Here is a 25,184-nt window from a genome sequence, read left to right as displayed (position 1 = left end):
CACCTTCTACTAATATCTACCAATTAATGGCGCATATACGAACCTATCATAGCATGTCCTTTTCAACACAGCAAATGAAAATAACGACGGACATAGCAGTCATTAGGCCAAGATCGTTATAGCTCGATGGGTCATGATCCTTTTCGGTCGTTCATGGCCCCTTCCAGCGCTAATAACGCACGTTTAATCTCTGGGCCGCCACCATATCCAATCAAAGCTCCGTCAGCCCCTATCACGCGGTGGCAAGGTACAACGACCGGAACAGGATTCTTGTTGTTTGCCCCGCCTACGGCGCGCACCGCTTTAGGACGGCCGATGGATTCAGCTACATCTTTATAAGAACACATCGTCCCGTAAGGGATGGATTTCAACGCCTCCCATACCTGCAATTGGAACGAAGTTCCGCGCAGATCCAGCGGTAAGTCGAATTCCTTTAGCTCCCCTGAAAAGTACTGTTTCAGCTGCGTTATCGCGGGAGCTAATCTTGCTTCATCCCGTGTGTAACCGCCGTTACCTGCCCAGGTCCGTGACCACTGCTGGATGACGGCCTCCTTAACATAGAAGCTGCCAAACTCAATAAGACATAACCCCTTCTCGGTTGCGCATACCGTCAGCGATCCAATAGGTGTTTGAAGTTCATCATAATACAACATTTCTGGTCCGCCCTCAGGGACGGCCATGGGCTCGACTCCATGAATAACGGGACTCTGTTGCTCGGGTTGATTTCCGTTAGCGGAGCCCGAATGATCGTTAGCTGGAGATGTGTCGGCAGCATTATGCTCTTCCACACCAGCTTCATTCTCCTTGGGTTCGGGCTTCAATTTATTCAAGGCTTGCTGCAGCATATCTCGTACTCGGGAATCCCCTTCCGATTTCATGCTTTTCTCTAAGTTGTTCATTGCTTCTTCGCCTCCAATACGGCCCAGAGCCCATGCAGCGGTTCCCCGCAGCTCTGGGCGCGGGTCTTTCAGCAATACCTCGCTAAGCTTCGGTACGGCTGAAATATCTTTAAAGTTGCCAAGAGCGATTACAGCGTTGCGCTGAATCGGCTTTCGGCCGCGCCAAGCAGCCGATGTATCTCCAAACGCTTCCTTAAATTCCCGGTTGCTCATATCCAGAATCGGCAGGAGCAGCGGCTTGGCTTTTTCAGGATCAGGTTTGAAATCCTCCTGATGAGTCCAGTTCTTGCCCCGATTCTTAGGGCATACAATCTGACAGGTGTCACAGCCGTACAGCCGGTTGCCAATCTTGCGCATGGCTTCTTCGTCCAGAAATCCCTTGGTCTGGGTCAAAAAAGAGACACAGCGCTGGGCGTTCAGCTGTCCGGGGCCAACAAGAGCGCCGGTTGGACATGCATCAATGCACTTCGTGCACTCGCCACAGTCCTCCGTTACCGGCTTGTCCGGAGGAAAGGGAATATTGGTTACCATTTCACCAAGGAAGATCCATGAGCCGAACTTGGGAGAGATAATGGCGCAGTTCTTGGCACTAAAGCCAATGCCAGCTCGCTCGGAAACAGCGCGGTCAACAAGTGCGCCCGTATCAACCATGCTCTCCAGCTTCACATCCGGCACACGCTCTTTAATATAATTCTCCAGGCGGTCCATGGCCTCCCGTAGAACCTGATGATAATCCCTTCCCCAAGCAGAGCGCGCCATAATCCCCCTGTATTTTCCTGGTTCAGATTTTGGCGGGTTGTTCATCTTGGAGTGGTACGTGATCGCTATGGCTATCAGGGACTTGGGCTCAGTGCCGGGGAGTGCGGGAGTAACCCGCTTATCCAGGTCCTTCTCTTCAAATCCCGATTCATAACCCAGCTTACGATGATTCTGCAGAATTCCTTTCAGTGACTGGAACGGCTCAGCCGAAGCAAAGCCGATATCGTCAATACCGAGCTCCGGTGCCACGGCTTTGAGTTCCTGTTTGAGCTCCTCCCATACCGAAGGCGGAGGAGCATACGAGCCGAGTGTGTAGGTCATTCTCCTGCGCCTCCTTTTCTAGGGTGTGGTTCGATCCGGCAGCTACAGCTTTTTGATCTCGGATAAAGGCCAGAAAATAAATTCTGCTCTGCCCACAATGTCGCTTTCCTTCACGCTCCCGAACATACGGCTGTCCTTGCTCTTCCCGAGGTGACGGTTATCTCCCATCACGAAATATCGGCCCTCTTCCAACGTAATAGGGTCAAAGCCCGGATCCTCAATCGGAACATCGGTATATTGCTCCTGTTGAACAACGCCGTTTACGTACAACTTCTGGTTCTTTACTTCGATGGTATCTCCAGGTACGCCAACGACTCGTTTTACAAGAAACTCTTTCTTGTCAGGACCATCGCTAGGGTCCTTCAGCACAATAACATCGCCATGACTCGGTTCAGCAAACCGATATACGATTTTATTAATAAACAGCCGCTCCGATGCTACCAGTGTCGGTTGCATAGATTCACCTTTAACCATGGACAAGTTGAACACAAACATATTTAAGAGCACCATAATAACAAATGCAATCGCAATCGTCTTCACCCAATCCCACAGCTCGGCAGCCCAACCGTTCTTCTTCTCAGGTTGTTTCTCAGGCCCTTTGTTCTGGCTATGTTCATTTGAATCTTGAGGAATCACTTGTGCCATGCTACACCTACTTTACTTCGATTTCACCTTCGAGATCCGATGGCGGCACCTTACAAAATAAAGGTACATTAATAGAAAAGCATATCTCCCACCCATTTGCAACGGCTGAAAGATATGCTTCATATAGAAAAAATGTCAATTCTTATCTCTGTTTGAAGCTTACGGCTGCCGTTAGCGCGGCTCTATGTACACTGAGTCGTGCAACTACTGACCTAGGATACTAAGCTTCTGGAACGACTTCAGGATTTGGCTCGCACCATACCCCATAGCTTCATAAAATGGCATGGCTGCAGTATTGTGTTCATCACCTGCGACCATAATCCGACTGACTTTCCGTGATTGAAAACGCTGTTCCATCGCTGATATCAAAGACTTTCCAATTCCTTTTCTGCGATAATCAGGATGAATGGCAAGACGGTAATAACAACCATGATTGCGTTCGATCGTACCGATTAAGGCACCAACGATTTCACCATTTTCTTCAGCGACCATAATCAGGTCGGAGTCCCAAGCGAGCTGCCTGGAGAAGGGCTCTATCGTGTTTTCGTAGCAGTCTTCCGATAAAGCAATCTGTAATAGCTCAGTTACGGGGTTACAGTCACTCAACTGAAAGGAACGAACATGCATTTCAAAATCTCCCTTTTCGTTAGCATGATGCGGTTTACCCGGTTTACAAAAATATAGTATTCCGTTTACGCAAACCTGACATTAATGTTTACTACAAAAAACCCGAAAATCCTGTTTCCTTGTCCATTAAACCACATATTTCTCGTAAATTCACGAGTTTTCTTCTGAAAGCGCTTTATAGTAAGCGTTTACATTAATTTCATTGGATAATGCTCCATATTTTTATCAAATAAAGGTTTATTTCCCGCAGTTAAAATCATTATCCTGATGTAAACATGCAGCCATTCATTTCCATATAAAACAGCGTCCTCCAGACTACTACGCCTGAAGGACGCTATACATCAGCTGCCAAAATTTACTGAAGAACGACGGTATCTCCCGCCTTCAGCCCTGTCAGAACCTCAATTTTATCCAGCGTTTGCATGCCAGTCTCGATATCCTGTCGTTCTATCTGGCCGCCTCCCTTGTCCACCATGACATAGGAGCTGCCCCCGTCTGTCATCACGGCAAGTTTAGGAACGACAACGGCCTTATCCTTCCGCTTGGTTACGATGTCTCCGTTTAGCGTCAGCCCGCCGATCAAACGGTCTTCTTTCGGCAGTGAGATGATCACCTTGAACTGGGGCGGCTGAGACGTCTGCTTCTCCTGGGCTGTTGCCTCGGCGAATTTGGCTACTTCCAGCACCTCCCCTTTCAGCTTCAAATCCTTGAGAGAGGGCAGCTTTACTTCTACCGCCATGCCTTGCTTTATGCTAAACACTTCATTCTCCCCGACCAATGCCACCAACCGGAGGGAATCCAGATCGACGATTTTGCCGATATACTGGTTAGCCGTCATTTGCTGCGGAAGCTGCTGCGTTGGATCGAATAGAAACAGGCCGGATGCCGGTGAGACGTATGTAGATTTATTCAACCTGTCATTCAAATCGGCCAACGACTGGCGTTCAATATCATTGGTTACCTCCTCCAGCTGACTGCTCAGCCGTGCATTCTCCTGGTCTGCCAGCAGTTTAAGGCGCTCAGCCTCCGTTGCTCCGATCGAGGCATTGTCGAGATCCTGGTTTAACGTGAATTTCTTCAACTCCTGCTCCAGCTTGCGTTTCTGCACCTCGGCTTCTTTCTGTTGAATCTGCTGGCGAATCGTCTTCTGTTCCAGCTTAAATAAGACATCACCTTTATTGATCAGCTGGCCGTTCTCAACGTTCCACGCTTCCACCTTCGCCTCAAACGGTGCGTATACATTGGTTTCCCGCCCGTATTCGGACGTTCCCTTGACCTGAACGGTCGAGACGATTGTTTCCTCGGTTACAGGAAATGAGATGACCTGCGGCGTTTCCATCATGGGTATGTCCGCCGTTTTTGGTTTCACCTGTCCGTATCCCCAATAACCTACCAAGCCCAGCACGGCGACAATAACCGTCCATTTTATGATTTTCTTTATCATACCGGTTTAGCTTCCTTTCCGATGCTCATTATCCTAATCCCGCTTGATAGCCAGCAGGGCATTCGTTCTTGCCGCGCTGATCGCCGGATAGATTCCCGAGAATATCCCGGTCATTACTGCAAATGCAATGCCAATCGGCAGCGTCTCCGGTGTCACGGCGATTTGCAGACCTGACATGCCGGCTGAAGCTATTATGAAAGAATTTAGGCCGTTGATGATCAAATACGCGAATACGATGCCGAGCAAGCCACCAAGCAAACCAAGCAGACTGGCTTCCACGATGAACATATTGCGGATTTGCGGCATATTGGCTCCCAGCACCTTCATGATACCGATTTGCCGGCGGCGCTGATGTGTTGACATCGTCATGGCAACGATAATCGAAATGGAGGCCAGCAATAGAATGAATATCCCTACGCCGAGCGCAATCGCTTTAAACGTATCTAGTTGTGATTTGATCTGATCACGCATAGCCAAATTATCACTCGCATTAAGCGCAAGCTTGGAAATCAAGTCCTCAAGCGGTCTAATATACTGCAGATCATCTACTTTGACCGTCAAACTGTCATAAATCCGCTGTTTTGAAGCAGTTCCCTGTTTCAAATTCAAGCTGTCTGTAAGCCATTCTGCCGTCTCGAAAGAGATATAGGCCTGACGGTCATAGAAGGCAAACTGGGCCTCCCGCCCCATAGGTACGTCTAGCACTCCACCTACGTAAAGCTGCGGGCTGAGAAGGGTGCTGTCGAGGTCCATCTTCTCTAACTGTATATTGGTGCCCATCATGTCTGAAACAGTGCTCTCGTACATCTGGAATTCTTCCCATATCTTCGGATTGTTGGGATCGCTATTGATCATCTGCCTCAATCTTTCGCTTGTCTCCGCATCCTTCCAACCGGTGGTCGCTCCGTAATTCAACACAACGGCACCTAGCTGTCCCAGCACACCGCCTTCCTTGAACCTCATCCCCTGCTCTTTGAGGTTTGACAGGTCCACCGCCACGACATTAAAGCCATCATGTATCAGATTGTCGGCCGATATCGCCCTGAGATAACCCAGCTGCTTGGTCGCTATAACAGATTTGACATGCTGAAAACTTTCAATCACCTGAAGCTTATCATCCGTAATTAGTCCACGTTCTGCACCACCTACAGTACTATCTTCACCAGAACCGTTTGCTCCCTGGGGGCTCACCATGATCTCGTCAAGCTTCATGCCGCCTATAATTTCGGTCTCCAGGTAACTCTGGGCGCCATTGCCAATGCTGATGGCCACGATAATGGCCGCACACCCGATCGAAATCCCTGTCATGCATAGTGCTGTCACTACTTTACGGCGTCTGATCTGTCCCCATGCCAGCCGCATGCTGTCCATTAGTCTCAGCTCACTTCACCTGCCCCCTCCGAACGAAGCGTTTCCCCGGTCAATTGTAAAGGGGTAGCTTCCCTCCGGCCATCTGCTGCCGATACGGTAGCCTTCTCTGACTCCGGCTGGACCAGATAACCGTCACGGAGCATAATCGTTTTCTTCATACGAGCAGCAACTTCCAGCTCATGGGTAACGATCACGAAAGTCGTTTTCATCGACTCATTCAGCTCCATCAGAATCCGGATGATTTCCTCTTCGGTTTTGGTATCCAGATTACCAGTGGGCTCATCCGCAAAAATGACGGACGGCTCCGTAATCAGTGAACGCGCAATACTTACGCGCTGCTGCTGACCGCCAGACAGCTGGGACGGATAAAGCGACGCCTTATCACCAATTCCCGTCATTTCCAGAAGCTCCATCGCTTTGTGGCGCCGTTTGGACGCAGAAACAGACTGAAAAACAAGCGGAAGCTCCACATTCTCGAGGACCGTAAGTGTTGGAATCAGCTCATATGCCTGAAAAATAAAGCCGATATGCTTGCGTCTGAATACGGCCAGCTTATTCTCTCCGTATTTGACTATATCCTGATCGGCAATATAGATACGGCCTTCCGTCGGCTTCATCAGCCCTGCCATCAAGTTAAGCAGCGTGGACTTGCCTGATCCCGAGCTGCCAAGCAGTGCGATCATCTCTCCTTTTTGGACCTCGAACTCAATATGATGCAGCACCTTCAACACTTCGTTGCCGTTCTTAAAGCTGTGCGATACATTCTCCAAACGCAACATGTCGCTATTCCTTTCCGATCCTAAATTTATCTCTCCTCGAATGGATCCACAGCTTGCTGGAACATTAAATTGTAGGTCTGACTCCCCAATGTGATCCGCTCATTCTGAAATTCATCCACCAGTGTTAATTGAAACCAACCGCCCTGGAGTTTTTTATACTCCTCATCGTTCAGCTCTATCGACATGGACCGAGTACCCGGGACCTGAATATCGGTTCCTGGCGTAAGCGTTCGTTCCTGTGTCTGCCCCAGAGTATCTTTGATGATAAGAATCAGCTTATGTCCGGAGTCGGCCGCCGTGATGCTGTCGCTGCGTTTCACATCAATTGTGATATTCAGCGGAATGGAGGAGCTTCCTTCCTGTAACCGCCCTACTGCTTTGGTCACCGAAACGTTATAAGGATACCAGTCCAACTGCGTTAATCCAGAGATTACTGCAGGTCTAATCGGGTTCAGCATCATTTTTTTCACGTCCATAACACCTGTTGCGTCTTTATTCGTCTCCGCAAGCTTACTTCCGTTCATCGCTGTACCAAGAGCCAGCCCCAATTCGCTCGCTTCTCCCTTTGGCACTCTTGCCCAAAAGATGACCGACTGCTTGGAGCCCGGCTGAAGTGAGGCTTCCGGCTGAATTGTCTCTGCTTCATAGATCTTTCCATCCGTACTTTGAAAATAGCCCTTAAGCACAGCTGCTTGAACACGGCGCTGTTCATTACTGGTCAAGATGAAATCGGAATAGACAATGTCGGAATCCACTCCTTCATAGATGACTGTCCGCCGTTCCTGCGCCTCTGCCCGTTTACCGATCTTGGTAACCGTATATGGCTTCCCTTTTTCCAGAGTGCCAATAGACTGCGTCATCCCTGAGGTGGTCATGGTCAAAAACGGCGTTTTGGCCGTGTCCTGCTGTGTAAACAGCTCAAAGCGGAGCGAACGGATATCCTTCGTATAAGGAATGCGAGCCATCACATAAACCTCGGTTGACGATCCCGGCCCAATCAAGGAACCCTGCTCCTCAGCGATAATCTCTGATCCGGACAAACCCGTTCTTTCATCTGCCAAAACATTCACTTGAAGCTCCGGCAGCGGCAATGACTTTGATTCCTGTGTATTTCGCAGACGCAGCTTCGCAAGGATCAGATCCTGATCCTGCCACGGCAGACGCTGCATGGATTCCAGCGTATAGGCAAACCCTTTAGCCGATTGCGCACCATATTCCACACCGATAGAAGACTTGCGCTCCGTTTGATATGGTATCTCAAAGTAGGCAATTGGCAGGGTCCATGATTCCTGGCTTCCAGAAGCAGACTCCTTGCCCGTTTCCGTGGAATTTGACGGTTGCTTAGATGATCCGGCTGCCCCAGCTGTTCCAATCATTTGCAGTTTCAGCTTGTCCTGTTCGAGCTCAAGCGGCAGCGATATCTCCATCAACATCGTTTTCTCTTCTCCGGCACGCAGCGATATCCCCGCCTTGTTATCCGAAGTATAAGGGTGTAAGGAACCCTCCGATGCCTTAATGGCAAACTCGTAAGCCGGCACCACAACCGATTTTTTGCCTTGATTCTTAAAAGCCATCTCAATCGTCCAAACCCCCTGATCCCCGGAAGCCCGCAGTGAGGATTGACGGATTTGGGCATGAACCGGTATCCCTTGAATGGTCAGCTTCTTGATTGCACCTGCAGCCACATCCCACTGTGGTGCCGTTGCAGCAGGCAGCTTGAATGATGCGACAGGCAGCGACAGCTTTAAGATTTCATCATGTTCCGTCCATGAGAAACGCAAACCAGCCGTTTTAAGATAGGACGGTACTTCCGTTATGTAATAAACCAGTTTCTTCTCTTTCGGCTGAATAAGCACACCCTCCATCTCGGCTTCGCGGTGCAGGAGGAATGTGCTTCCGCTTGCTGTCACGAGATACGGTTCCAATCCCTGATCATTCCATGCTTTTCCGCCGTGATTCGTCATATACATTCCGACTTTAGCCATCACTTTGCCGTCATGCTTGATGATCTCAAGTGATTCAACCTGTACCGTAACCGGTGTGCTGCCCAAATTGAGCTTCGTGCTTATGCCAGGTGCAGCGGCAGCTGAATAGTTGGCTGGCAATCTGTAGGAACCGACCCGCTCCAGGTAACCTTTGACTTGTGGATTCCATACATCCATAACCAGCTTCATACCAGCCATTGAACCGCTGTCCACCTTGGCATAGTAAGTTACCCTGAGACTTTGGCCGGGTTCTATCCTCTTCTTGGCGAGATCCTTGGTGATGGGATTAGCCGCATTTACAGAACCGCCAGACACCAGTTTTGGAAAAAAAGAAACTAGCCGCGCCGGGCTCTTGCCCCCGTTTTTATAATTCAGGGTAAATACGGCCGCATGCGTGCCGTCTTGCTGCCAAACATCCGCATGCTCAAGCGTAGCTGTAACGTTGCTGCCAAGATTTACGCTCCAGACAGGAGCAGAATCTTTCTGCGCCGTCGACTTCGCAGTTGTCGATTTACCCGCATTAGAGGCAGCAGCATGCACTTGCGGAGCGGCAGCCAGAATGGCAGCCAATAAAATGGCAGTCACTCTGAACTTTGTACTTTTCATGTATATAACGACTCCTTTCTACCTCGACATATCTTTTGTCATTTCCATGGAATAGGCAGATTTGTTCGAGGTTATATATATAACGACAAGTTCTGCATGAAAGTTTCCATATTTTATTCAGGGAAAAAATGCTGTTCACCACAACAAGAAATCAACCTCCGCGGACTTTTCAAACATAAAAGTTGATTTAATCCCCCAAAACGGTTTAATATAGGTAGTGTAGCCGGATTACATATGATATTGCTCCGGGATGATCAAGACTTCCCGATCAGGGAAGAGCCTTCATCATAACCAAAAACTAAATTTACGGGAGGTTTTTCACAATGGCATTTCAATTACCAGCACTTCCTTACGCAAACGACGCGCTCGAGCCTCATATCGACGCACAAACGATGGAGATCCACCATGATCGCCACCATAATACCTACGTAACAAACTTGAACGCTGCTCTGGAGAGCGCTCCTGAACTCCAAGGCAAATCCCTTGAGGATCTGATCGCTAATCTTGACGCTGTTCCAGAAAGCATCCGTACAGCAGTTCGTAACAACGGTGGCGGCCATGCCAACCACTCCCTGTTCTGGGAAGTTATCGGACCAAACGGCGGCGGACAACCAACTGGTGCATTGGCTGATGCCATCAACAATGAGCTCGGCGGTTTTGATAAATTCAAAGAAGATTTCACTAAAGCGGCTACCACTCGCTTCGGCAGCGGCTGGGCTTGGCTCGTTGTTAAAGACGGCAAACTGGCAGTAACCAGCACACCTAACCAAGACAACCCGATCATGGAAGGTCAAACTCCTCTTCTCGGCTTGGACGTTTGGGAGCATGCTTACTACCTGAAATATCAAAACAAACGTCCGGATTACATCTCCGCATTCTGGAATGTAGTAAACTGGGACGAAGTCGGCAAGCGTTACGAAAACGCTAAATAATATCGCCGAATCAAAACCGTTATTATAACCAAAAAGGCTGCTTTCGCTGTAGACTCTGTCTGCGCGAAAAGCAGCCTTATTTTGTACCACAGCAAGCTTTCTAAGTGCTACTTGTCACGTTTGTGGTTGAACTAGACTCATAGTAGTGTAATTTCGATGGCATATAGATCACCGCCAGCAATATGACCGAGCCCAGAACAGCTATGCCTGCACCGATCAGGCAAACCATCTGCAGCGACCACGCATCGGCAGCAAAGCCTAGTAAAAGTGTAAGAAAAATTTGGAGGATTCCTTCAAGCAGCCGGGTAACGCTTGTAAAGCGCCCCATAAGATCAATGGGCACCTGGTTTTGAAAAAAAGTGGTGTACCCCGCATTGGCATAAGAAGAGAAAAATCCAAAAATGATAAAGCCGATTACGGCTGTCATAAAACCCGATGACGCATAGAAGATCATGTAGCCGACACTAGACAGAATCATGCCTGCCCCGATAAACATGCGAAGCGACAGCCGTTTCACCGATAACGACGCAGCCATTGAGCCTGCCAAATACCCTGCTCCAGCTACGCTGACCAGCAATCCGTAATCCTCATCGCCGAGAAAGAGCATCTGCTTAATAAACGTAGCCTCCTGGGAATCCAGTGCGAAGCCAAGCAGTGTGGCCGATTGAAACAATACATATACAAGCATAAAATACTTCGCCGCTCTACCGAAATCAATCACTGATGCCCAGTCCCGCAGCAGTGTTTTCATCGTGATGATATTCCGCCCGCCCGTTCTCTCCCCTTCATCCACATCCGGTAGAAAGTAAATGACAAACGCACAGATGAAGAAGGATACGGCATTGATGATGATACTGATGTGAATATCCGTATAAGCGATCAGCAGCCCTGAGAGGGCAGGTCCAAGCAGCACCGCACCTGATGTTGTGAAACTGGACCATGCATTGAATTGTTTTCGTTCCTCCGGGGGAATCAGCTTCGTTACGTATGTCATGGACGTAGGTCCGAAGAAAGAGCCCGCTACATTGATCATAAACATGATGACATAAATGCCCCAGACCGATGACATGAAGGGAATGAAGGCTATCAATATTCCCCGGATCACATCGGTGATTATCATGAGCTTACGCTTATTCGCTCTATCGATGATGCTGCCCGCCCAGGAATTCGTAAGCAGTGTGGCAAGCGGCCTGATGATAAACAGTCCAGCCACTGCGGCCGGTGATCCCGTCATATGCAGCACAAGCAAATTAATCGCAACCAGGTAGATCCAGTTCCCCAGATTGGAGACTCCGATTCCAAAGATATACAATATAGCATTCTTCCGACTATGCACCAATCTCACAACTCCCTACAAGCCTCTCTTGCAGTGGTTCTGATGATAGGCAAAAGAGGCGTCAAGATGAAAAATATGCATTCAAAATCCGAATAAATACGTTCGGAAAGGCATAACGCTCCATATCATGGACATCAATCCAGCGGAAATTCTCTTCCCCTGTCTCATATGCCGCTGCGCTCTCAGCTGCAACTAAGGCAGCCGGCGGCACATCCTGCCATTTACAGCGGTATACGCCCATATTCCACTGAATATGGCTGAAAGTATGCTCTGCATCCATCACATGACCGATTGGCAGGACCGGAATCGCTTCTGTTAGCAAAGCATCACGCAAATGGACCATCGCCGTCTCCTCAGGCATCGCAGCCGGTACGGCGCCCCCTTCGGTCGATACAATAACGTGCGGCAGCTCCCACATCCCAGCCAACAAACCGGTGGATGGGCGCTTGCGGATCAAAATCTTCCCTTCGTGTACGCCAGTCCCCTCGACAATCGCTGTAAGATGGTACTCCGGACGCGGAGGCTTCGCCTTCGTCTTAATAGGCAGGGACTCCTCTTTGCCCTCAAGCCGCGCAGAGCAATGCTCCATCACCGGGCATACCAGACATTTGGGTGATTTCGGCGTACAGATCAATGCGCCAAGTTCCATCAAGGCCTGGGTGAAATCCGAAGCCCGGCCCTCAGGCACCAGCGTCAGCACCAGATCCTCCATCTTGGTCCGCGTTTTCACTTTCATAATATCTTCCTCAATTAAGAAGTAACGGGACAGCACGCGCATCACATTTCCGTCCACAGCCGCGGCCGGAATGTTGAAAGCGATGCTGCGAATAGCCCCTGAAGTATAGGGTCCGATGCCTTTTAATCCTGATACTTCATCTTTACCGCTCGGCATAACGCCTCCGTACTGCTCTGTCACCTGCCTTGCAGCAGCCTGAAGGTTGCGTGCGCGGGAATAGTAACCAAGGCCCTCCCAGCATTTCAATACATCGTCCTCCGGCGCATCCGCAAGTGACTGGATCGTAGGAAAACGCTCAATAAACCGGTGGAAATACGGAATGACCGTATCTACCCTGGTTTGCTGCAGCATGATCTCAGAGACCCATATATAATAGGGATCGCGATGTCTGCGCCAAGGCAGATCCCTTTTGTTAATTTCATACCAATCCAGCAGTTCGTGGCTGAAGTATTGCTTGTGTTCCGTAGGCATTTATGAATAATCTCCTTACTTTATCTTCTCAACCACGGCAAAGGCGGAGGCCAGCGTGGTCTGATGTGAAATCGTCAAATGAATCGTATAATAATCCGGACCTTCCATTCCAAGGCGCTCCCAGGCATCCTTGGATAAATTGGCCACAGGCCTGCCAAGGGCATCCGGCAGCACTTCCATATCCCGGAACCCGATCAGTCGGCCAATACCGGAGCCAAAAGCCTTGGATATCGCCTCCTTGGCAGCAAAACGCCCAGCAACAAACTCCGTCCGTTTCCCGCCTCTGCTTGCAGCAAGAATCTGTTCCTCCTGCGTTAGCAGGCGTTCCATGAATCTCTCCGCATGCCGTCCTGTCATCAACTTGTCCATTCGTTTCATGTCGACCACATCATGTCCGATTCCGTAAATCACAAGCGTCCGCTCTCCTTCAGGTTCCTGTCTATCTATCTTAATGCAGTATACACCATCTTTATTGTATCAGCCGGCATACTCCAATGCGAGACACGTTGTTACAACCAGATGAAATAAATGAATTTGCAATATTTCAAATTTTACTGATCTGAATGCTCTCCCCAATTCGCATATGCCCTCAAGTCAAAAAAGCCTTCCGGAAGATGAGACTTCCAGAAGGCTTGGATTGGTTATGAATTTTTTAGATTCCCGGAATTGTATTTCGTTTGTGTGCCGATCTGACATAATGGCTCTCGAGCTTCTGCTGAGCCTCGGGTGAAATGGTCTTGCCTTCCAGGTAATCGCTGTTATCCTCATAGCTGACCCCGAGCTCCTTCTCATCCGTCTGCCCTTCCCATAAACCGGCAGTAGGCACTTTATCCAATATCGATTGCGGCACTCCCAAATAGGAAGCGAGCATGCGAACCTGACGCTTGTTCAAGGAGCTCATTGGTGTAATATCCACCGCTCCATCGCCCCACTTGGTATAAAAACCGGTGATAGCCTCGGAAGCATGATCGGTTCCTACAACCAGCAGGTTTTGTTCAAAAGCCAGGGCATATTGGACCACCATTCGTACTCGGGCCTTCACATTACCTTTACCCGGGATGCTTATATGCTTATGGACGCCGATATTTTTCAGTCCATGTTCTACTTCTAGGGCAATCTCATCCACAGTTTCCTCAATATTGGTCTCAACCGTATATTTCAAATCAAAAGCTTTGGCTGTTGCGTAACTGTCAGAAATATCCGCCTGCTCCCCATAGGGTTGGAACACACCCAGCGTCTTGTATTCCTTACCTGACTCCTCGGTAAGCTCGTCCGTGGCCTTCTTGCACAGTCCGGCAACGACAGCGGAATCAATCCCACCGCTGATGGCGATGAGCAGTCCGTTTGTCCCCGAATTTTTCACATACGTTTTCAGAAAATCAACGCGCTTACGAACCTCTTCTTCCACGTTAATGACAGGCTTGACACCAAGTTCAGCAATGATTTGTTCTTGTAGGCTCATAATATTATGACTCCTTTCAGTATGTTCACTCCATCTTGAGGAATTTAATCCTACAGCAAAAGCCCCGCGGCTTCGGAATATGCCGAATGCTCGGGGCTACGTAACCGCGCCAGATTACTGGCAGTAACGGTTGAATGCATCGGTTAGATCTGCGGCAATTTCTTCAGCAGAGCGGTTCTCTACCTGATGACGTTCAATAAAATGCACCAATTCTCCGTCTTTCAACAGAGCAATCGATGGTGATGAAGGCGGGTAAGGTGCAAAATACTCACGGGCTTTCGCCGTAGCTTCCTTATCCTGTCCTGCAAACACGGTATATAGATGATCAGGCTTAACCTGATTCTCAAGCGCAACCGCTACTCCTGGACGAGCTTGGCCTGCGGCACATCCACAAACAGAATTCACAACGACCAGCGTTGTGCCTGATGCATCCGCCAGAACTTCTTCCACCTCTTCTGGTGTTGTCAGCTCCTTAATTCCCAAGCTGGTCAGTTCATCCCGCATCGGTTGAACCATATCGCGCATATATCGGTCAAAAGACATACCCATAAACTGCTTCACTCCTTATATAAACAAGATTGTTCGAATTATAACAGCGACTCGATATCTATATTATACAACCCAAAAGAGTGAAAGCAAGAAATACAAAAAGAGTGAAAGCAAGAAATACAAAACGAGCAGCATCCCACTTATGCGGGATACCGCCCGTCTTACCTTGTTGTTATGGTTACTAAGTAGCCGGATAATTTACCCCATCCTTCTTCTTATCCACGATGGGTTCGCCTCGACGATCTTTGTTCTCGCGCTGCTGCTGCTCCTGCTGCTTCGAATCATTTTTACTCATCCGAATCCCTCCTTTGCCATGGGCTCTGCCTTATGATGCCTAATTAAACGCTTGATTATTCGGACGCAGCAGCACTCTGGGATTGCGGTAATCCATGTACATACGGATCCATCGGAAAAGAAATAATGAATACTGTTCCCTCGCCTTGCCGTGATTTCACATCAATCGAACCATGATGGCGCTGAACAATGCTCATGCACAGCGCGAGTCCAAGGCCTGTCCCCTTCGACTTGGTCGTAAAGAAGGGTTCAAACAAACGCTCAAGTTCATTCTCCGGTATCCCGACACCTGTATCTGCTATATAAAGCCGGATCTGCTTTCCTTCGACCCGGGTTTCAATAGTCAACGTCCCCTTATCATCCATGGCTTCCATTCCATTTCGGCACATATTCAGGATCAGCTGCTTCATTTCCTTAATGTTCAGATGCAGCCTTGGAATGTGGTTTCCCAGTTTCAGCTCAATGCTCTGTCCACGCAAATTCGCGTCGGCCCACAGGAGCGGACTCAGTTCATGAATAATGTCATGCAGATGGCATTCTTCTTTCTCAGCAACCCGATTCTGGGCAAGAGATAAAAAGTCGTTGATAATGCTGTTGGCCCGATCAAGCTCCTCCATTACGATCCGGTAATAATGGTTTAACGTATCCGGGCTTTTCTCCTTCATAAGCTGCAAGAATCCACGGACAACAGCCATAGGATTCCGAATCTCATGGGTAATACTGGCTGCCATCTGCCCAACGAGGCTTAATCTTTCTACATTAATAAATTCATTACGCAGTTTTTCAATCTCTGTAATGTCTTCCATGATACCTACCGCGCCCCAAATATCGCCGTTTCCATTATGTATAAGCGGATAAATACCGGTGGAATAAACTCGTGTAGCACTTCGCATAATCTCTCCGGTGCTCTCGATTCCATCGATCGCCTGTTGAAATCGGTTACGTAAATGCTCCTTTTGAATCATGTCCTCGAGCAAATCAAACAACGGCCTGCCCACGATATCCTTGGCAGCCAAGTTAGGAAATACATTCTTGAAGTTGCGAATGAGCGGTTGATTGTAAGCTATGATATTGCCGCTTCGATCTAGCGCCACCATTCCTAAAGGCATCATTTCCATTACGTCAGTCAGGAATGTCTGTTCCCTCTTCTTCACCTCATATTGACCTGCCACCAGACGCTCACTAGTTAATTCAATCCAATATACAATGAAGCCCGAATAAACAATGCCAATCAACATATACAGAATGGTCACCAGAATCGTATCCGGATTCAAATCATTATTGTTCACCTTTCCATCAATCGCGTGCGAAGCTACAATAATGAGCATAGCCGGAATGAGCGCACTCCACAGCCAGCAAATTTTTTCCGTTATAGAGCCGTTCTTGAAATTGGAGGATATTCGCGGTAACAGCGAGTATACAAGAACCAACGAAATTAGAACAAAACCCACCGCTGAGAAGCCGTTAATGAGCCCATGGCTAATGAGGAACAAAGCCGCAAGACATAGTCCTGAACCCAGATTTCCATACAATATGCTTAGAAACAAAGGAATTACACCAAGATTGAGCGGAACATAATAATGGTTCATTGCCGAGATCAAGACACACAATAAGACGCTGATTCCGCTTGTAATGACTATATGTTTGTGAAATTGAAGCAGATCATCCGGATTCTTCTTGCCCAGAAACTTTAGAAGTCGGTCGAGGAGAAGCGGAAATTGAAAGATGAGTGTACCAGACAGCAAAACTTGCAGCAATATATCTTTCCATAGGCTCAGCACAGTGATCCATCACCTCAATTGGTCAACGCGTCTAATATTTCTGATTAAAGCACAGGCGACATCATATTACAATATCTTGTAAATTTCTGATGAAGCAACAGAAAAATGCGTTTTGTAGGCTGCTCATGAGGTTTGGGATAATTCGTGAACTTCCTATATAATAAGATTTATATATAAATTGATATACCCCTAAAGGAGCTATGAGCAAACATGCTTGATTATGATATTATCGTCATCGGCGGCGGACCCTCTGGATTGATGTCCTGCGTAGCTGCAACTGAAAGAGGAGTTTCTGTTCTGCTGATTGACAAAGGAGACAAGCTTGGCCGTAAACTGGGCATCTCGGGCGGTGGCAGATGCAACGTTACGAATGCAAAAGAACAGGATGAATTGATTGCCAACATTCCGGGAAACGGCCGCTTTTTATACAGTGCTTTTCAGCATTTTAATAACAGGGATATTATGTCCTTCTTCGAAGGACTCGGCATCCGGCTCAAGGAAGAAGACAACGGGCGCATGTTCCCTGTGACGGATAAAGCCTCAAGTGTAGTGAATGCCTTGATTGGTAAAGTGAAAGAACTCGGTACTGATATCCGGACGAACAGCCCGGTGAAGCGCGTTCTCTATGAGGACGGCAGGACAGCTGGGGTTGAACTGAAATCCGGGGAAGTGATCAAATCTTCCTGCGTAATCATTGCTACCGGTGGGCAGTCCGTACCGCAAACGGGTTCAACAGGCGACGGCTACCCATGGGCTGAGGACGCAGGCCATACCATCACGGAGCTATATCCAACTGAGGTGCCTATCGTTTCTACCGAGCCTTTTATTGCTTCCAAAGAGCTGCAAGGCTTATCATTGCGTGATGTTGAGCTCTCCGTCTGGAATCCGAAAGGTAAAAAAGTAATCGCTCATCGGGGAGACATGCTGTTCACCCATTTTGGAGTCTCCGGACCGATCGCGCTGCGCTGCAGCCAATTTATCCGCCAAGTCCAGCGGAAGTTCGAAACAGTGAATGTGGATATGGCCATTGATATGTTCCCCGATCGCACCCAAGCCGAATTGGAAGCAGAACTCAGAGAGCGATTGGAGGCTGAGCCGAGGAAAAGTATCAAAAATATACTGAAAGGCATGCTGCCGGAACGCATGATTCCCCTGCTTCTAGCCAGGTCATCCATCGATAGCGACACGGTCTGCAGCGGTGTATCCAAAACAGCTCAAACCAACTTGGTCTCTATTCTTAAAAAGTTCATGTTCCGTGCGTCAGGTACCCGATCCTTGAAGGAAGCCTTCGTGACTGGAGGCGGCGTCAGTCTCAAGGAAATCCAGCCCAAAAGCATGGAGTCCAAGCTAACGCCGGGCCTCTTCTTTTGCGGCGAAATCCTGGACATCCACGGCTACACCGGCGGCTATAATATCACTGCCGCCTTTGCAACCGGGTATACAGCAGGCAAACATGCTGCCGAAGCTGTATCGGAGTCTTAATCACCAAAATATATCAAAAGCGCGCTGCTGCCCCTGCTCATAGGGGCATACCAGCGCGCTTTCTAGTCTTCTTCTGAATCTCTCTCCTCTTTATAGACCGACCTTGACATGAGCGGTGGCACGATCATAACAGCCAGTGCCGTAAATACAAGCGCCGCGAGCCATCCTATCCCACCTTGTAACAGGGTCAAGCCGGCCACGAGCGAATAAAGAAACACAGGGAGGATAAGCAAAGCTCGTATCGCGAGAATGCCCGCAGCATGGTACTGCTGATTTGTAAAAGGGAGAACATGCATAAACTCAGCTTTAGCGAACAACGTCCACCTTGTACTCAGCCAGTACGATAACATAAACATCAGCGCAACATATACGATCAGTTTGATGATCAGCGGCGGCAGCCAGACGGCGGGGATGCCAACCAGCGTAATCTGTATATATAATGCCAAATTCTCGGGATTACGAAGAATCGCTTTAAGGCCCGCATCTGCAAGTCTCTTTTCTGCCGTCCCCTTGAACAAATGTCCGGATTTACGCATGAACCAGGTTTTGCTGCGTATGCTGGGCGGTTTCCCGACAGCCTGAACCAGCAGCTTCTCCGTCAATTGAATCCTTGTTTTGGCATCTTCACGGACATCTGCGAGAAAGGTCCCTTGCATAGCAAGACGTTTGCGGCTAAGAAGAAACAAGACGATAAGCAGAATCAAGGCAGCAGCCCATAAAGCAGCATGGGTGTGAAGACCATAGGTCACCAGCAGTGTCAGCAGACCGAAGAAAATCCAGCGCACGGTGTATGTCTTCACATGTTTGCGCCAGCCTTTATCTCTTGAGCGAATCATCGCTGTCATTAGATTCGCGCACCAGGCACTTAAAGCGGTAGTCATCAGCAAAGCCACTAAGGTTATTCCGGTTATATCATAATGCCTGACTAGAATCGGCAGAGCGAGGAAAGTTGCGAGCAGTCCCTTGATTGCTGAAACTGCATGGCTATAGATCATGCCTCTGATCATTAAACACTTCACCCACTCCCGCTGCCTTCGAAGAAACAACACGTCAGCCTCTTCCTGAAAGAGCAGTACTCTGCCTGAGAACACAAAGAGCAGAATGCCCACCACCACTTGCAGCGGCAGTAACTGTGTCCATCCGGGAAGCGGACTGTTCCACAACTCACGATATAACCCGCCGCCTAGAAGCAGACCCGGTACAAGAATGTAGAGGCTCACGACCCAATCAAACACGGTTCCCAGAATGTCTCGTTGATATCTCCAATGTGCGGTTACTCTTCTCCAAAAGAGGGTATTTGGACTGCGCAACCGATAAGCATGCTTCCTGTCCTTCCCCTTCCTCATGTCAGCACATCGAAGCAATCAAATAGCGATGCATCAGGAAGTCCAGCAGACTGCCGTATTTGATCCAGCGTTCCCTCTGCGGCAATCCTTCCAGCGGATATGAGCAGGAATCGGTCACAGATTCTTTCGGCGGTATCCAGCACATGAGTAGACATTAGTACCCCGGCTCCGCGGCGTCTCTCCTCAAGAAGCAGATCCAGGAAATCGCGCGTAGCCCGGGGATCTAAACCGATAAACGGTTCATCTACAATATACACATCCGGCTTGGATAGAAAGCCAATCATCAGCATCATCTTTTGTTTCATCCCTTTGGAGAAGCCTCCCGGAAGTTCATTCCGCACTGCCTCCATCCCAAACTGCCTTAGAAGCTGGGCGGCCTGCTTCTCGAACTGCTCATCCTCCATTCCAAACGCGGCTGCTGCCAAATCCATATGCTCCCAAAGCGTCAAATCATCGTAAAACACCGGATGCTCCGGAACGTAAGCATACCTAGGAGGGGTACCTGCAATAAAGACGTCCGCTTTACTGTCTTTAAGCAGCCCCAGCACGGTCTTAATCGTCGTACTCTTTCCCGCTCCATTCGGCCCGATCAAACCTAGAAGTTCACCTGGTACAACTTGAAACGAAATCTCTCGTATGCGCGGGCGGCCTGGTTCGTATCCCGCCTCCTGAATATCCGCCCTCAGCACTGCATCGGGCTCCCATCCATTCTCTTGCGTCCAATCCATATCTAACACCCCATCTACTAAACCTATTCTTAAAGTATTACGAGGCAAAATGGGGATTCGTTGCATTTAATGATAGATTTCTGCATTAAACCGTAGTAGTTTCAGGTACCATATGAATCGCTTCCCCTGCGGCAGAAGCTCTGTCCTTGCGTTCGATTCTACCTTTAAATGCGAGCAGTACAGCTCCGACCGCTGCTGTTCCCAGCCCAGCAACGATATATGTTGGCACAGGTCCTATGCCAGTTACAAGCACTCCGCCCAGGGTAGGTCCTATGATCGCAGCGCCGCTAGTGAGGCTATTGACTGTTCCGAATACACGGCTCGTCATATGCTCTGGCGTTCTTTTCATGAGCAGCATCTGGAATGGAACCAATACGAATCCTCCGCCTACACCCGCTAGAAAGAAGGAGCCGAACAGCACCACGCTCTGAAGCAGATGCGGCATAGGGGTCATGACAACTACGGCACATATGGCGAAGACCAGCCCCGCTGCGGCAGCGCCTGACCCCATCTTGGCAAGCGTGCTCCAGCTTAGCTTACGGACAGACATGGCTGCGATTAACGTCCCTAATCCGCTGGCCGAAATACAATAGCCGAGCAGGTCCTCCGATATATCGGGTATTAACCGAAACAGGGTTACAATCTGGGAATCGGCCATCTGCAGCACCAGTACTACTGCACAGATCGTAATGACGCCTCCAAGCAGCAGCGGCATACCGTAGATCAGCTGAAGCCCTTCCCCAATCTCCTTGAAGAAGCTTTTCTTCTGTCCTTCTTGCCCATGCATCATTTCATGGCGAGATCCATCGTTTAAATCTGCTTGTTGAAGAAGCTTTCGGCCTGGAACACCAAGCAAAAATAAAGCCGAAACAACAAAAGCACCAGCATCAATGAGAAAGCATAATTGAATACCGAACAAGGCCATCAACAGACCGCCCAAGGAAGGCCCGATAATCTTGGATAACTGCTCGATCGATGAACTGATTGTAACCGCCTGATCGATGTGCTGTGGATTTACGATTTCTTTGATCTTGCCGCTCTTGGCAGGGGAGAACAGGACATCCATCAGACCTTTCACGATCAGTAATATATAAATTTGAGTTAAATTGCCTGCAAACAAGATCCCAATCAAGAGAAAAGCCCTGACTATATCCGAAATAACCATGATCTTCTTGCGATCATATCGATCACCGATCCATCCTGCTACGGGACCGCCAATTAAGACGGGGAGGGCCATACATAGCGTCATCGCAGCAATTTCCCAAGGCTGGGCCTGCCACTTCAATCCGACAAGTGTTAAGAGTGCAATAATATAGAGCCATTCTCCCATGTTGGACACCAGCTGCGATCCCATCAGCAGCATATAGTTCCGGTTGCGGAGCAGTGGTTTAAATCCCTCTGATTCGACGGTTCGTGCTTGATTCATTCCTTCCACCCTCTTCTTCGCTTTTTGCATAACCCCATTATAGAATCGGCCCCGGAACCTGAGATCAGGCTGAAGAAGTAGTTCATACCCGAGCCAGGGAATGAAATTGTTTCACGCAGTGTGACATATTATATGTTGCAATTCTTCAATTCAGCGTAATCTTAGATTTGAAGTAATTCAGGGCATGATGAGTCCATTTTAAAGGCGGGAGAATGTATGAAGGTATCACATGAACACGATACACAGCTTGCTATGCACCTGTATCGGGTATTTGCCAAGTCATTCAAGAGCGTCAATGAGCATGTCGTGAACGGCAGTAAAATCGAGGGTTTTAACCCAACTTCATTTGCCGTCATGGAAGTCCTGTTCTATAAAGGGCGCCAGCCCATCCAGCAGATTGGGGCACAGCTGCTCCTGCAGAGTGGTAATGTTACATATGTGGTAGACAAGCTTGTCGAAAGAGGATATGTACGCCGTAGGCCTTGCCCGGAGGACAGAAGAGTAATTTATGCCGAACTAACGCTGCCAGGGGAACAACTGATGCAGAAACTTTATCCCGTGCATGAACGGCATATTCAGCATGCTTTGGGAGGATTGAACGAGGAAGAGAAGCAGCAGCTAATCAGTCTTCTTGGCAAGATGAACAAACATGCGGAGCAGGTGCAGATCACGCGCCGTTAAGATTGGGAGAATCAAAGAAGAGCAAACCCAAATTCACCAAGAGTTTTTTCGACAGCATACAGAGCTCCGAGGCTTATAATGCTGAACCCCTGTCCGAAAAGAGACAGGGGTTCTGTTATCTTTTATTTTTATATAAAGTCCTGTATGAGTTCGTACATTACTTCCCGGAAGACGCCAGTTCCTCCACTCCCGCCTCCGGCTCAGGGGGCGCATTGCGGAAGGCGGCCACGATCAGCATACAGATCACAGCCATTACGGCCATCACCACGAACAGGGAATTCAAGCTTCCTTCCAGTATTCCGCTCAGCAGGCTGCCTGAGCCTGCAGGAAGTTCAGCCATGCCATGCGGAGAGAGTAATTTGTTAATATCGTCGCTGGTGATGCCAGCCGAATCCGGTTCAGCGGCAAGCCTGCCCGCAATTCCGGCATTGACCCATAAGCCGAATACCGCTACACCCACGGTCTGTCCGAATGTCCGGATGAAGGAGTTCAGTGCAGTGGACGCTCCGCGAACCTGATAACCAACCGAGGATTGCGCGATAATCTGAAACAAAGTTGAGATATACCCGAATCCGACGCCATAAATAAAAGTAAAGACCAGCAGCACACCCAGCGCCGTATCCTTATGCATGTACGCCAGTCCTACAGCACCTATGATGAGGCAGATGACTCCGATGATCGCCGTTTTGCGCGATCCGTTCTTTATGATCAGACGGCCGCTGATGATCGAGCCGATCAGCCATCCAATCGACATGGGAGCCAGCGTTAAGCCCGACAAGGTGGCATTGCCGCCCCGTACGCCTTGAATCCAAAGCGGCAAATACGTGGTCAACCCGATAATAAGCGCACTCACCAGAATATTGGCCACCGTTGATACTGTTATATCCCTTATCTTGAACAGATGAAGCGGCAGCATCGGCTCCTTGACTTTGCTCTCCACCACCAGAAACGCAGCGAGCAGTACCACAGAACCGATGATGAGACTGAGAATGATGGGAGATGTCCAAGAGTAGTTCTCTCCACCGCCTACTGCGAGTGCAAAGAGCAGCGCCGTCATCCCCACGGTAAACAGAGCCGCTCCTCCGTAGTCGATCGAAACTTCTCGCGTGGTGCGTTCCTCTTTAAAATAACGGAAAATCAGCCATATCGATAACAGTGCAAACGGCACATTAAACACAAAAATCCAGTGCCAGGACAGATAGTCTACAAAATACCCACCGAGCAGCGGTCCGATTAGAGAAGATATCCCCCATACGGAACTAATCATACCCTGAATCTTACCCCGCTCCTCCAGATTGTAAATGTCGCCGACAATCGTGAAGGTAACCGGAATGACGGCGCCTGCTCCTATCCCCTGAATTGCCCTGAATATGATTAACTGCGTCATGTTCTGCGACAGACCGCACAACAATGAGCCTACGAGAAAGATGAGCGAGCCGTATAAGAATACCGGCTTGCGTCCGTATAAATCGCTAATCTTACCAAAGATCGGCGTCGTTACAGCCATCGTCAGCAGATAGGCCGTAAAAATCCAGCTCATCAGACTCACGCTGCCAAAGCTGCTGATGATTGCCGGGCCAGCCGGACCGACCACCGTTCCTTCAATCGCAGCCATAAAGGTGGATAACAGAATCCCTACCAAGATGTAACTGCGTTTGTCTTGTTTTAATACACCCAATTCCTTCGTCCCCTTTACTCTAGAGAGCCCCTGCATGTCTATTTCGCATACAACCGGGGCCAACGGCATAAAAAGCGCCTCCTGATACCAGAAGCGCTTTTCCATCATGCAATATTACTATTATAAAGGTTACTGTAAAGCATGCACAATCCCAATTTCCTGTTACTCGTTTGCAGTGGTCTTACTGCCTCCTGTCTCCTCTCTTCTAAGCCGTGAAAAAACGACAGCATCAACATATCCACTGGCCGTATGGCGATAATCCCGCAGTATGCCCTCACGCGAATAACCGTTCCCCGCAAACCATCGACATGCTCGCTCGTTTCTCGGGTCTACGAAAGCTTCAATCCGGTTAAGTCCCATGATGGAATACCCAAAAGTAATAGCCAATTCGGCCGCCTCTGACATATAACCCTGCCCCCAATATGCACTGCTCAGTTCGCAGCCAAATTCACCTTTGAACGCTCCAGTAAGCTGCCAGAAATTAAATCCGCAGCTGCCGATTAATTGCCCTGTACCCATAATTTCAATTCCCCAGCGAATGGCCTCATCCTGCTGGGCAAGATGCTGCAACCAGAGTATTAATGATTTGGCGTCTTCGGCTGAGTGCAGCGGAGGCAAATCCAAAAAAGCCGCCGTATCAGGATCGGACCAGCAGCACAGCATCGCTTCGGCATCCTCCTCCGTCATCCTGCGCAGACGGATCCGTTGTCCCGTTAACTCAGGTATGATTCCTTCGCAGACATACATCGTTGTTCTCCCTCCTTGCAAAAAATCCGACTTATATCCCATGTTTCCGGTGATACTATGTGCGTGTATATAAAGGTTATAACAAATTCCCAATCATGG

General features: G+C 48.9%; 21 protein-coding genes. 3 read left to right on the top strand and 18 right to left on the bottom strand.

Going from position 1 to position 25,184, the window contains the following annotated elements:
• Positions 1-131: 131 nt before the first annotated feature.
• The 7 genes from queG to ABEQ74_RS28235 all read right to left on the bottom strand — a co-directional run bounded on the left by queG (position 132) and on the right by ABEQ74_RS28235 (position 9,436).
• Entirely contained in the window at positions 132-1,979 is a 1,848-nt protein-coding gene (gene queG / locus ABEQ74_RS28265) for a tRNA epoxyqueuosine(34) reductase QueG (protein ID WP_430125519.1), read from the bottom strand.
• A gap of 42 nt (positions 1,980-2,021) precedes the next feature.
• Positions 2,022-2,624, bottom strand: coding sequence for a signal peptidase I (lepB, locus tag ABEQ74_RS28260; RefSeq protein ID WP_430125518.1), 603 nt, complete (start codon positions 2,622-2,624; stop codon positions 2,022-2,024).
• A gap of 204 nt (positions 2,625-2,828) precedes the next feature.
• The gene (locus ABEQ74_RS28255) at positions 2,829-3,251 is read right to left on the bottom strand and encodes a GNAT family N-acetyltransferase (RefSeq protein ID WP_054404814.1); all 423 of its coding nucleotides are present in this window, start codon (positions 3,249-3,251) and stop codon (positions 2,829-2,831) included.
• Between the two features lie 355 nt (positions 3,252-3,606).
• Positions 3,607-4,695: an efflux RND transporter periplasmic adaptor subunit gene (locus ABEQ74_RS28250; RefSeq protein ID WP_430125517.1), complete on the bottom strand. Its 1,089-nt coding sequence runs from the start codon at positions 4,693-4,695 to the stop codon at positions 3,607-3,609.
• A 33-nt stretch (positions 4,696-4,728) separates the two neighbouring features.
• A complete protein-coding gene (locus ABEQ74_RS28245) occupies positions 4,729-6,066 on the bottom strand; it encodes an ABC transporter permease (protein WP_430125516.1) in 1,338 nt (445 codons plus the stop codon).
• Positions 6,067-6,071: 5 nt separating this feature from the next.
• Entirely contained in the window at positions 6,072-6,845 is a 774-nt protein-coding gene (locus ABEQ74_RS28240; protein ID WP_430125515.1) for an ABC transporter ATP-binding protein, read from the bottom strand.
• 26 nt (positions 6,846-6,871) lie between these two features.
• Positions 6,872-9,436 (bottom strand): hypothetical protein, encoded by a 2,565-nt coding sequence (locus ABEQ74_RS28235; RefSeq protein ID WP_430125514.1) that lies wholly within the window; start codon positions 9,434-9,436, stop codon positions 6,872-6,874.
• Between the two features lie 323 nt (positions 9,437-9,759).
• On the opposite strand from ABEQ74_RS28235, the gene ABEQ74_RS28230 reads away from it, so the two are divergent.
• Positions 9,760-10,368 carry a superoxide dismutase gene (locus tag ABEQ74_RS28230; RefSeq protein WP_054404805.1) on the top strand — a complete coding sequence of 203 codons (609 nt, stop codon included), beginning with the start codon at positions 9,760-9,762 and terminating at the stop codon, positions 10,366-10,368.
• Between the two features lie 100 nt (positions 10,369-10,468).
• Here the strand turns inward: ABEQ74_RS28230 and ABEQ74_RS28225 are convergent, their stop codons facing one another.
• The 6 genes from ABEQ74_RS28225 to ABEQ74_RS28200 form a co-directional block, all read right to left on the bottom strand.
• Complete coding sequence (locus ABEQ74_RS28225; RefSeq protein ID WP_430125513.1) at positions 10,469-11,704, bottom strand: MFS transporter; 1,236 nt, start codon at positions 11,702-11,704, stop codon at positions 10,469-10,471.
• Positions 11,705-11,765: 61 nt separating this feature from the next.
• Positions 11,766-12,911 carry an A/G-specific adenine glycosylase gene (mutY, locus tag ABEQ74_RS28220; protein WP_430125512.1) on the bottom strand — a complete coding sequence of 382 codons (1,146 nt, stop codon included), beginning with the start codon at positions 12,909-12,911 and terminating at the stop codon, positions 11,766-11,768.
• 15 nt (positions 12,912-12,926) lie between these two features.
• Positions 12,927-13,322 (bottom strand): holo-ACP synthase, encoded by a 396-nt coding sequence (gene acpS / locus ABEQ74_RS28215; protein ID WP_430125511.1) that lies wholly within the window; start codon positions 13,320-13,322, stop codon positions 12,927-12,929.
• Positions 13,323-13,563: 241 nt separating this feature from the next.
• Entirely contained in the window at positions 13,564-14,373 is an 810-nt protein-coding gene (gene nadE / locus ABEQ74_RS28210) for an ammonia-dependent NAD(+) synthetase (RefSeq protein WP_430125510.1), read from the bottom strand.
• Between the two features lie 114 nt (positions 14,374-14,487).
• On the bottom strand, positions 14,488-14,922 hold the full coding sequence (locus tag ABEQ74_RS28205; RefSeq protein ID WP_430125509.1) for a BrxA/BrxB family bacilliredoxin: 435 nt from the start codon (positions 14,920-14,922) through the stop codon (positions 14,488-14,490).
• Between the two features lie 350 nt (positions 14,923-15,272).
• On the bottom strand, positions 15,273-16,997 hold the full coding sequence (locus ABEQ74_RS28200; RefSeq protein WP_430125508.1) for a two-component system sensor histidine kinase NtrB: 1,725 nt from the start codon (positions 16,995-16,997) through the stop codon (positions 15,273-15,275).
• A 210-nt stretch (positions 16,998-17,207) separates the two neighbouring features.
• Between ABEQ74_RS28200 and ABEQ74_RS28195 the strand changes: the two genes are divergently transcribed.
• Positions 17,208-18,479 carry an NAD(P)/FAD-dependent oxidoreductase gene (locus tag ABEQ74_RS28195; protein ID WP_430125507.1) on the top strand — a complete coding sequence of 424 codons (1,272 nt, stop codon included), beginning with the start codon at positions 17,208-17,210 and terminating at the stop codon, positions 18,477-18,479.
• Positions 18,480-18,541: 62 nt separating this feature from the next.
• Here ABEQ74_RS28195 and ABEQ74_RS28190 read toward each other — a convergent pair whose 3' ends face one another.
• From ABEQ74_RS28190 to ABEQ74_RS28180, 3 genes are all read right to left on the bottom strand, one after another.
• The gene (locus ABEQ74_RS28190) at positions 18,542-19,789 is read right to left on the bottom strand and encodes an ABC transporter permease (RefSeq protein WP_430125506.1); all 1,248 of its coding nucleotides are present in this window, start codon (positions 19,787-19,789) and stop codon (positions 18,542-18,544) included.
• 32 nt (positions 19,790-19,821) lie between these two features.
• Positions 19,822-20,553 (bottom strand): ABC transporter ATP-binding protein, encoded by a 732-nt coding sequence (locus tag ABEQ74_RS28185; RefSeq protein ID WP_430125505.1) that lies wholly within the window; start codon positions 20,551-20,553, stop codon positions 19,822-19,824.
• An 85-nt stretch (positions 20,554-20,638) separates the two neighbouring features.
• Complete coding sequence (locus ABEQ74_RS28180) at positions 20,639-21,979, bottom strand: MFS transporter (protein WP_430125504.1); 1,341 nt, start codon at positions 21,977-21,979, stop codon at positions 20,639-20,641.
• Between the two features lie 216 nt (positions 21,980-22,195).
• Here ABEQ74_RS28180 and ABEQ74_RS28175 point away from each other — a divergent pair, with 216 nt between their 5' ends.
• On the top strand, positions 22,196-22,660 hold the full coding sequence (locus tag ABEQ74_RS28175; protein WP_430125503.1) for a MarR family winged helix-turn-helix transcriptional regulator: 465 nt from the start codon (positions 22,196-22,198) through the stop codon (positions 22,658-22,660).
• Positions 22,661-22,817: 157 nt separating this feature from the next.
• Here ABEQ74_RS28175 and ABEQ74_RS28170 read toward each other — a convergent pair whose 3' ends face one another.
• Both ABEQ74_RS28170 and ABEQ74_RS28165 read right to left on the bottom strand, forming a co-directional pair.
• Positions 22,818-24,338 (bottom strand): MDR family MFS transporter, encoded by a 1,521-nt coding sequence (locus ABEQ74_RS28170; protein ID WP_430125557.1) that lies wholly within the window; start codon positions 24,336-24,338, stop codon positions 22,818-22,820.
• A gap of 162 nt (positions 24,339-24,500) precedes the next feature.
• Positions 24,501-25,085, bottom strand: coding sequence for a GNAT family N-acetyltransferase (locus ABEQ74_RS28165; protein WP_430125502.1), 585 nt, complete (start codon positions 25,083-25,085; stop codon positions 24,501-24,503).
• Positions 25,086-25,184: the final 99 nt, after the last annotated feature.

The organism is Paenibacillus solani (genome assembly GCF_050475945.1).
Classification (GTDB): domain Bacteria; phylum Bacillota; class Bacilli; order Paenibacillales; family Paenibacillaceae; genus Paenibacillus_AQ; species Paenibacillus_AQ solani_A.
This window is presented reverse-complemented; position numbering and strand designations above follow the sequence as displayed.

Coding starts and splice junctions, on each gene's coding strand:
- ABEQ74_RS28240 (WP_430125515.1), bottom strand. CDS start 6,845: ATGTTGCGTTTGGAGAATGTATCGCACAGCTTTAAGAACGGCAACGAA.
- ABEQ74_RS28205 (WP_430125509.1), bottom strand. CDS start 14,922: ATGGGTATGTCTTTTGACCGATATATGCGCGATATGGTTCAACCGATG.
- ABEQ74_RS28245 (WP_430125516.1), bottom strand. CDS start 6,066: ATGGACAGCATGCGGCTGGCATGGGGACAGATCAGACGCCGTAAAGTA.
- ABEQ74_RS28185 (WP_430125505.1), bottom strand. CDS start 20,553: ATGGATTGGACGCAAGAGAATGGATGGGAGCCCGATGCAGTGCTGAGG.
- mutY (WP_430125512.1), bottom strand. CDS start 12,911: ATGCCTACGGAACACAAGCAATACTTCAGCCACGAACTGCTGGATTGG.
- nadE (WP_430125510.1), bottom strand. CDS start 14,373: ATGAGCCTACAAGAACAAATCATTGCTGAACTTGGTGTCAAGCCTGTC.
- ABEQ74_RS28165 (WP_430125502.1), bottom strand. CDS start 25,085: ATGTATGTCTGCGAAGGAATCATACCTGAGTTAACGGGACAACGGATC.
- ABEQ74_RS28235 (WP_430125514.1), bottom strand. CDS start 9,436: ATGAAAAGTACAAAGTTCAGAGTGACTGCCATTTTATTGGCTGCCATT.
- queG (WP_430125519.1), bottom strand. CDS start 1,979: ATGACCTACACACTCGGCTCGTATGCTCCTCCGCCTTCGGTATGGGAG.
- ABEQ74_RS28195 (WP_430125507.1), top strand. CDS start 17,208: ATGCTTGATTATGATATTATCGTCATCGGCGGCGGACCCTCTGGATTG.
- ABEQ74_RS28255 (WP_054404814.1), bottom strand. CDS start 3,251: ATGCATGTTCGTTCCTTTCAGTTGAGTGACTGTAACCCCGTAACTGAG.
- ABEQ74_RS28180 (WP_430125504.1), bottom strand. CDS start 21,979: ATGAATCAAGCACGAACCGTCGAATCAGAGGGATTTAAACCACTGCTC.
- ABEQ74_RS28250 (WP_430125517.1), bottom strand. CDS start 4,695: ATGATAAAGAAAATCATAAAATGGACGGTTATTGTCGCCGTGCTGGGC.
- ABEQ74_RS28175 (WP_430125503.1), top strand. CDS start 22,196: ATGAAGGTATCACATGAACACGATACACAGCTTGCTATGCACCTGTAT.
- ABEQ74_RS28230 (WP_054404805.1), top strand. CDS start 9,760: ATGGCATTTCAATTACCAGCACTTCCTTACGCAAACGACGCGCTCGAG.
- lepB (WP_430125518.1), bottom strand. CDS start 2,624: ATGGCACAAGTGATTCCTCAAGATTCAAATGAACATAGCCAGAACAAA.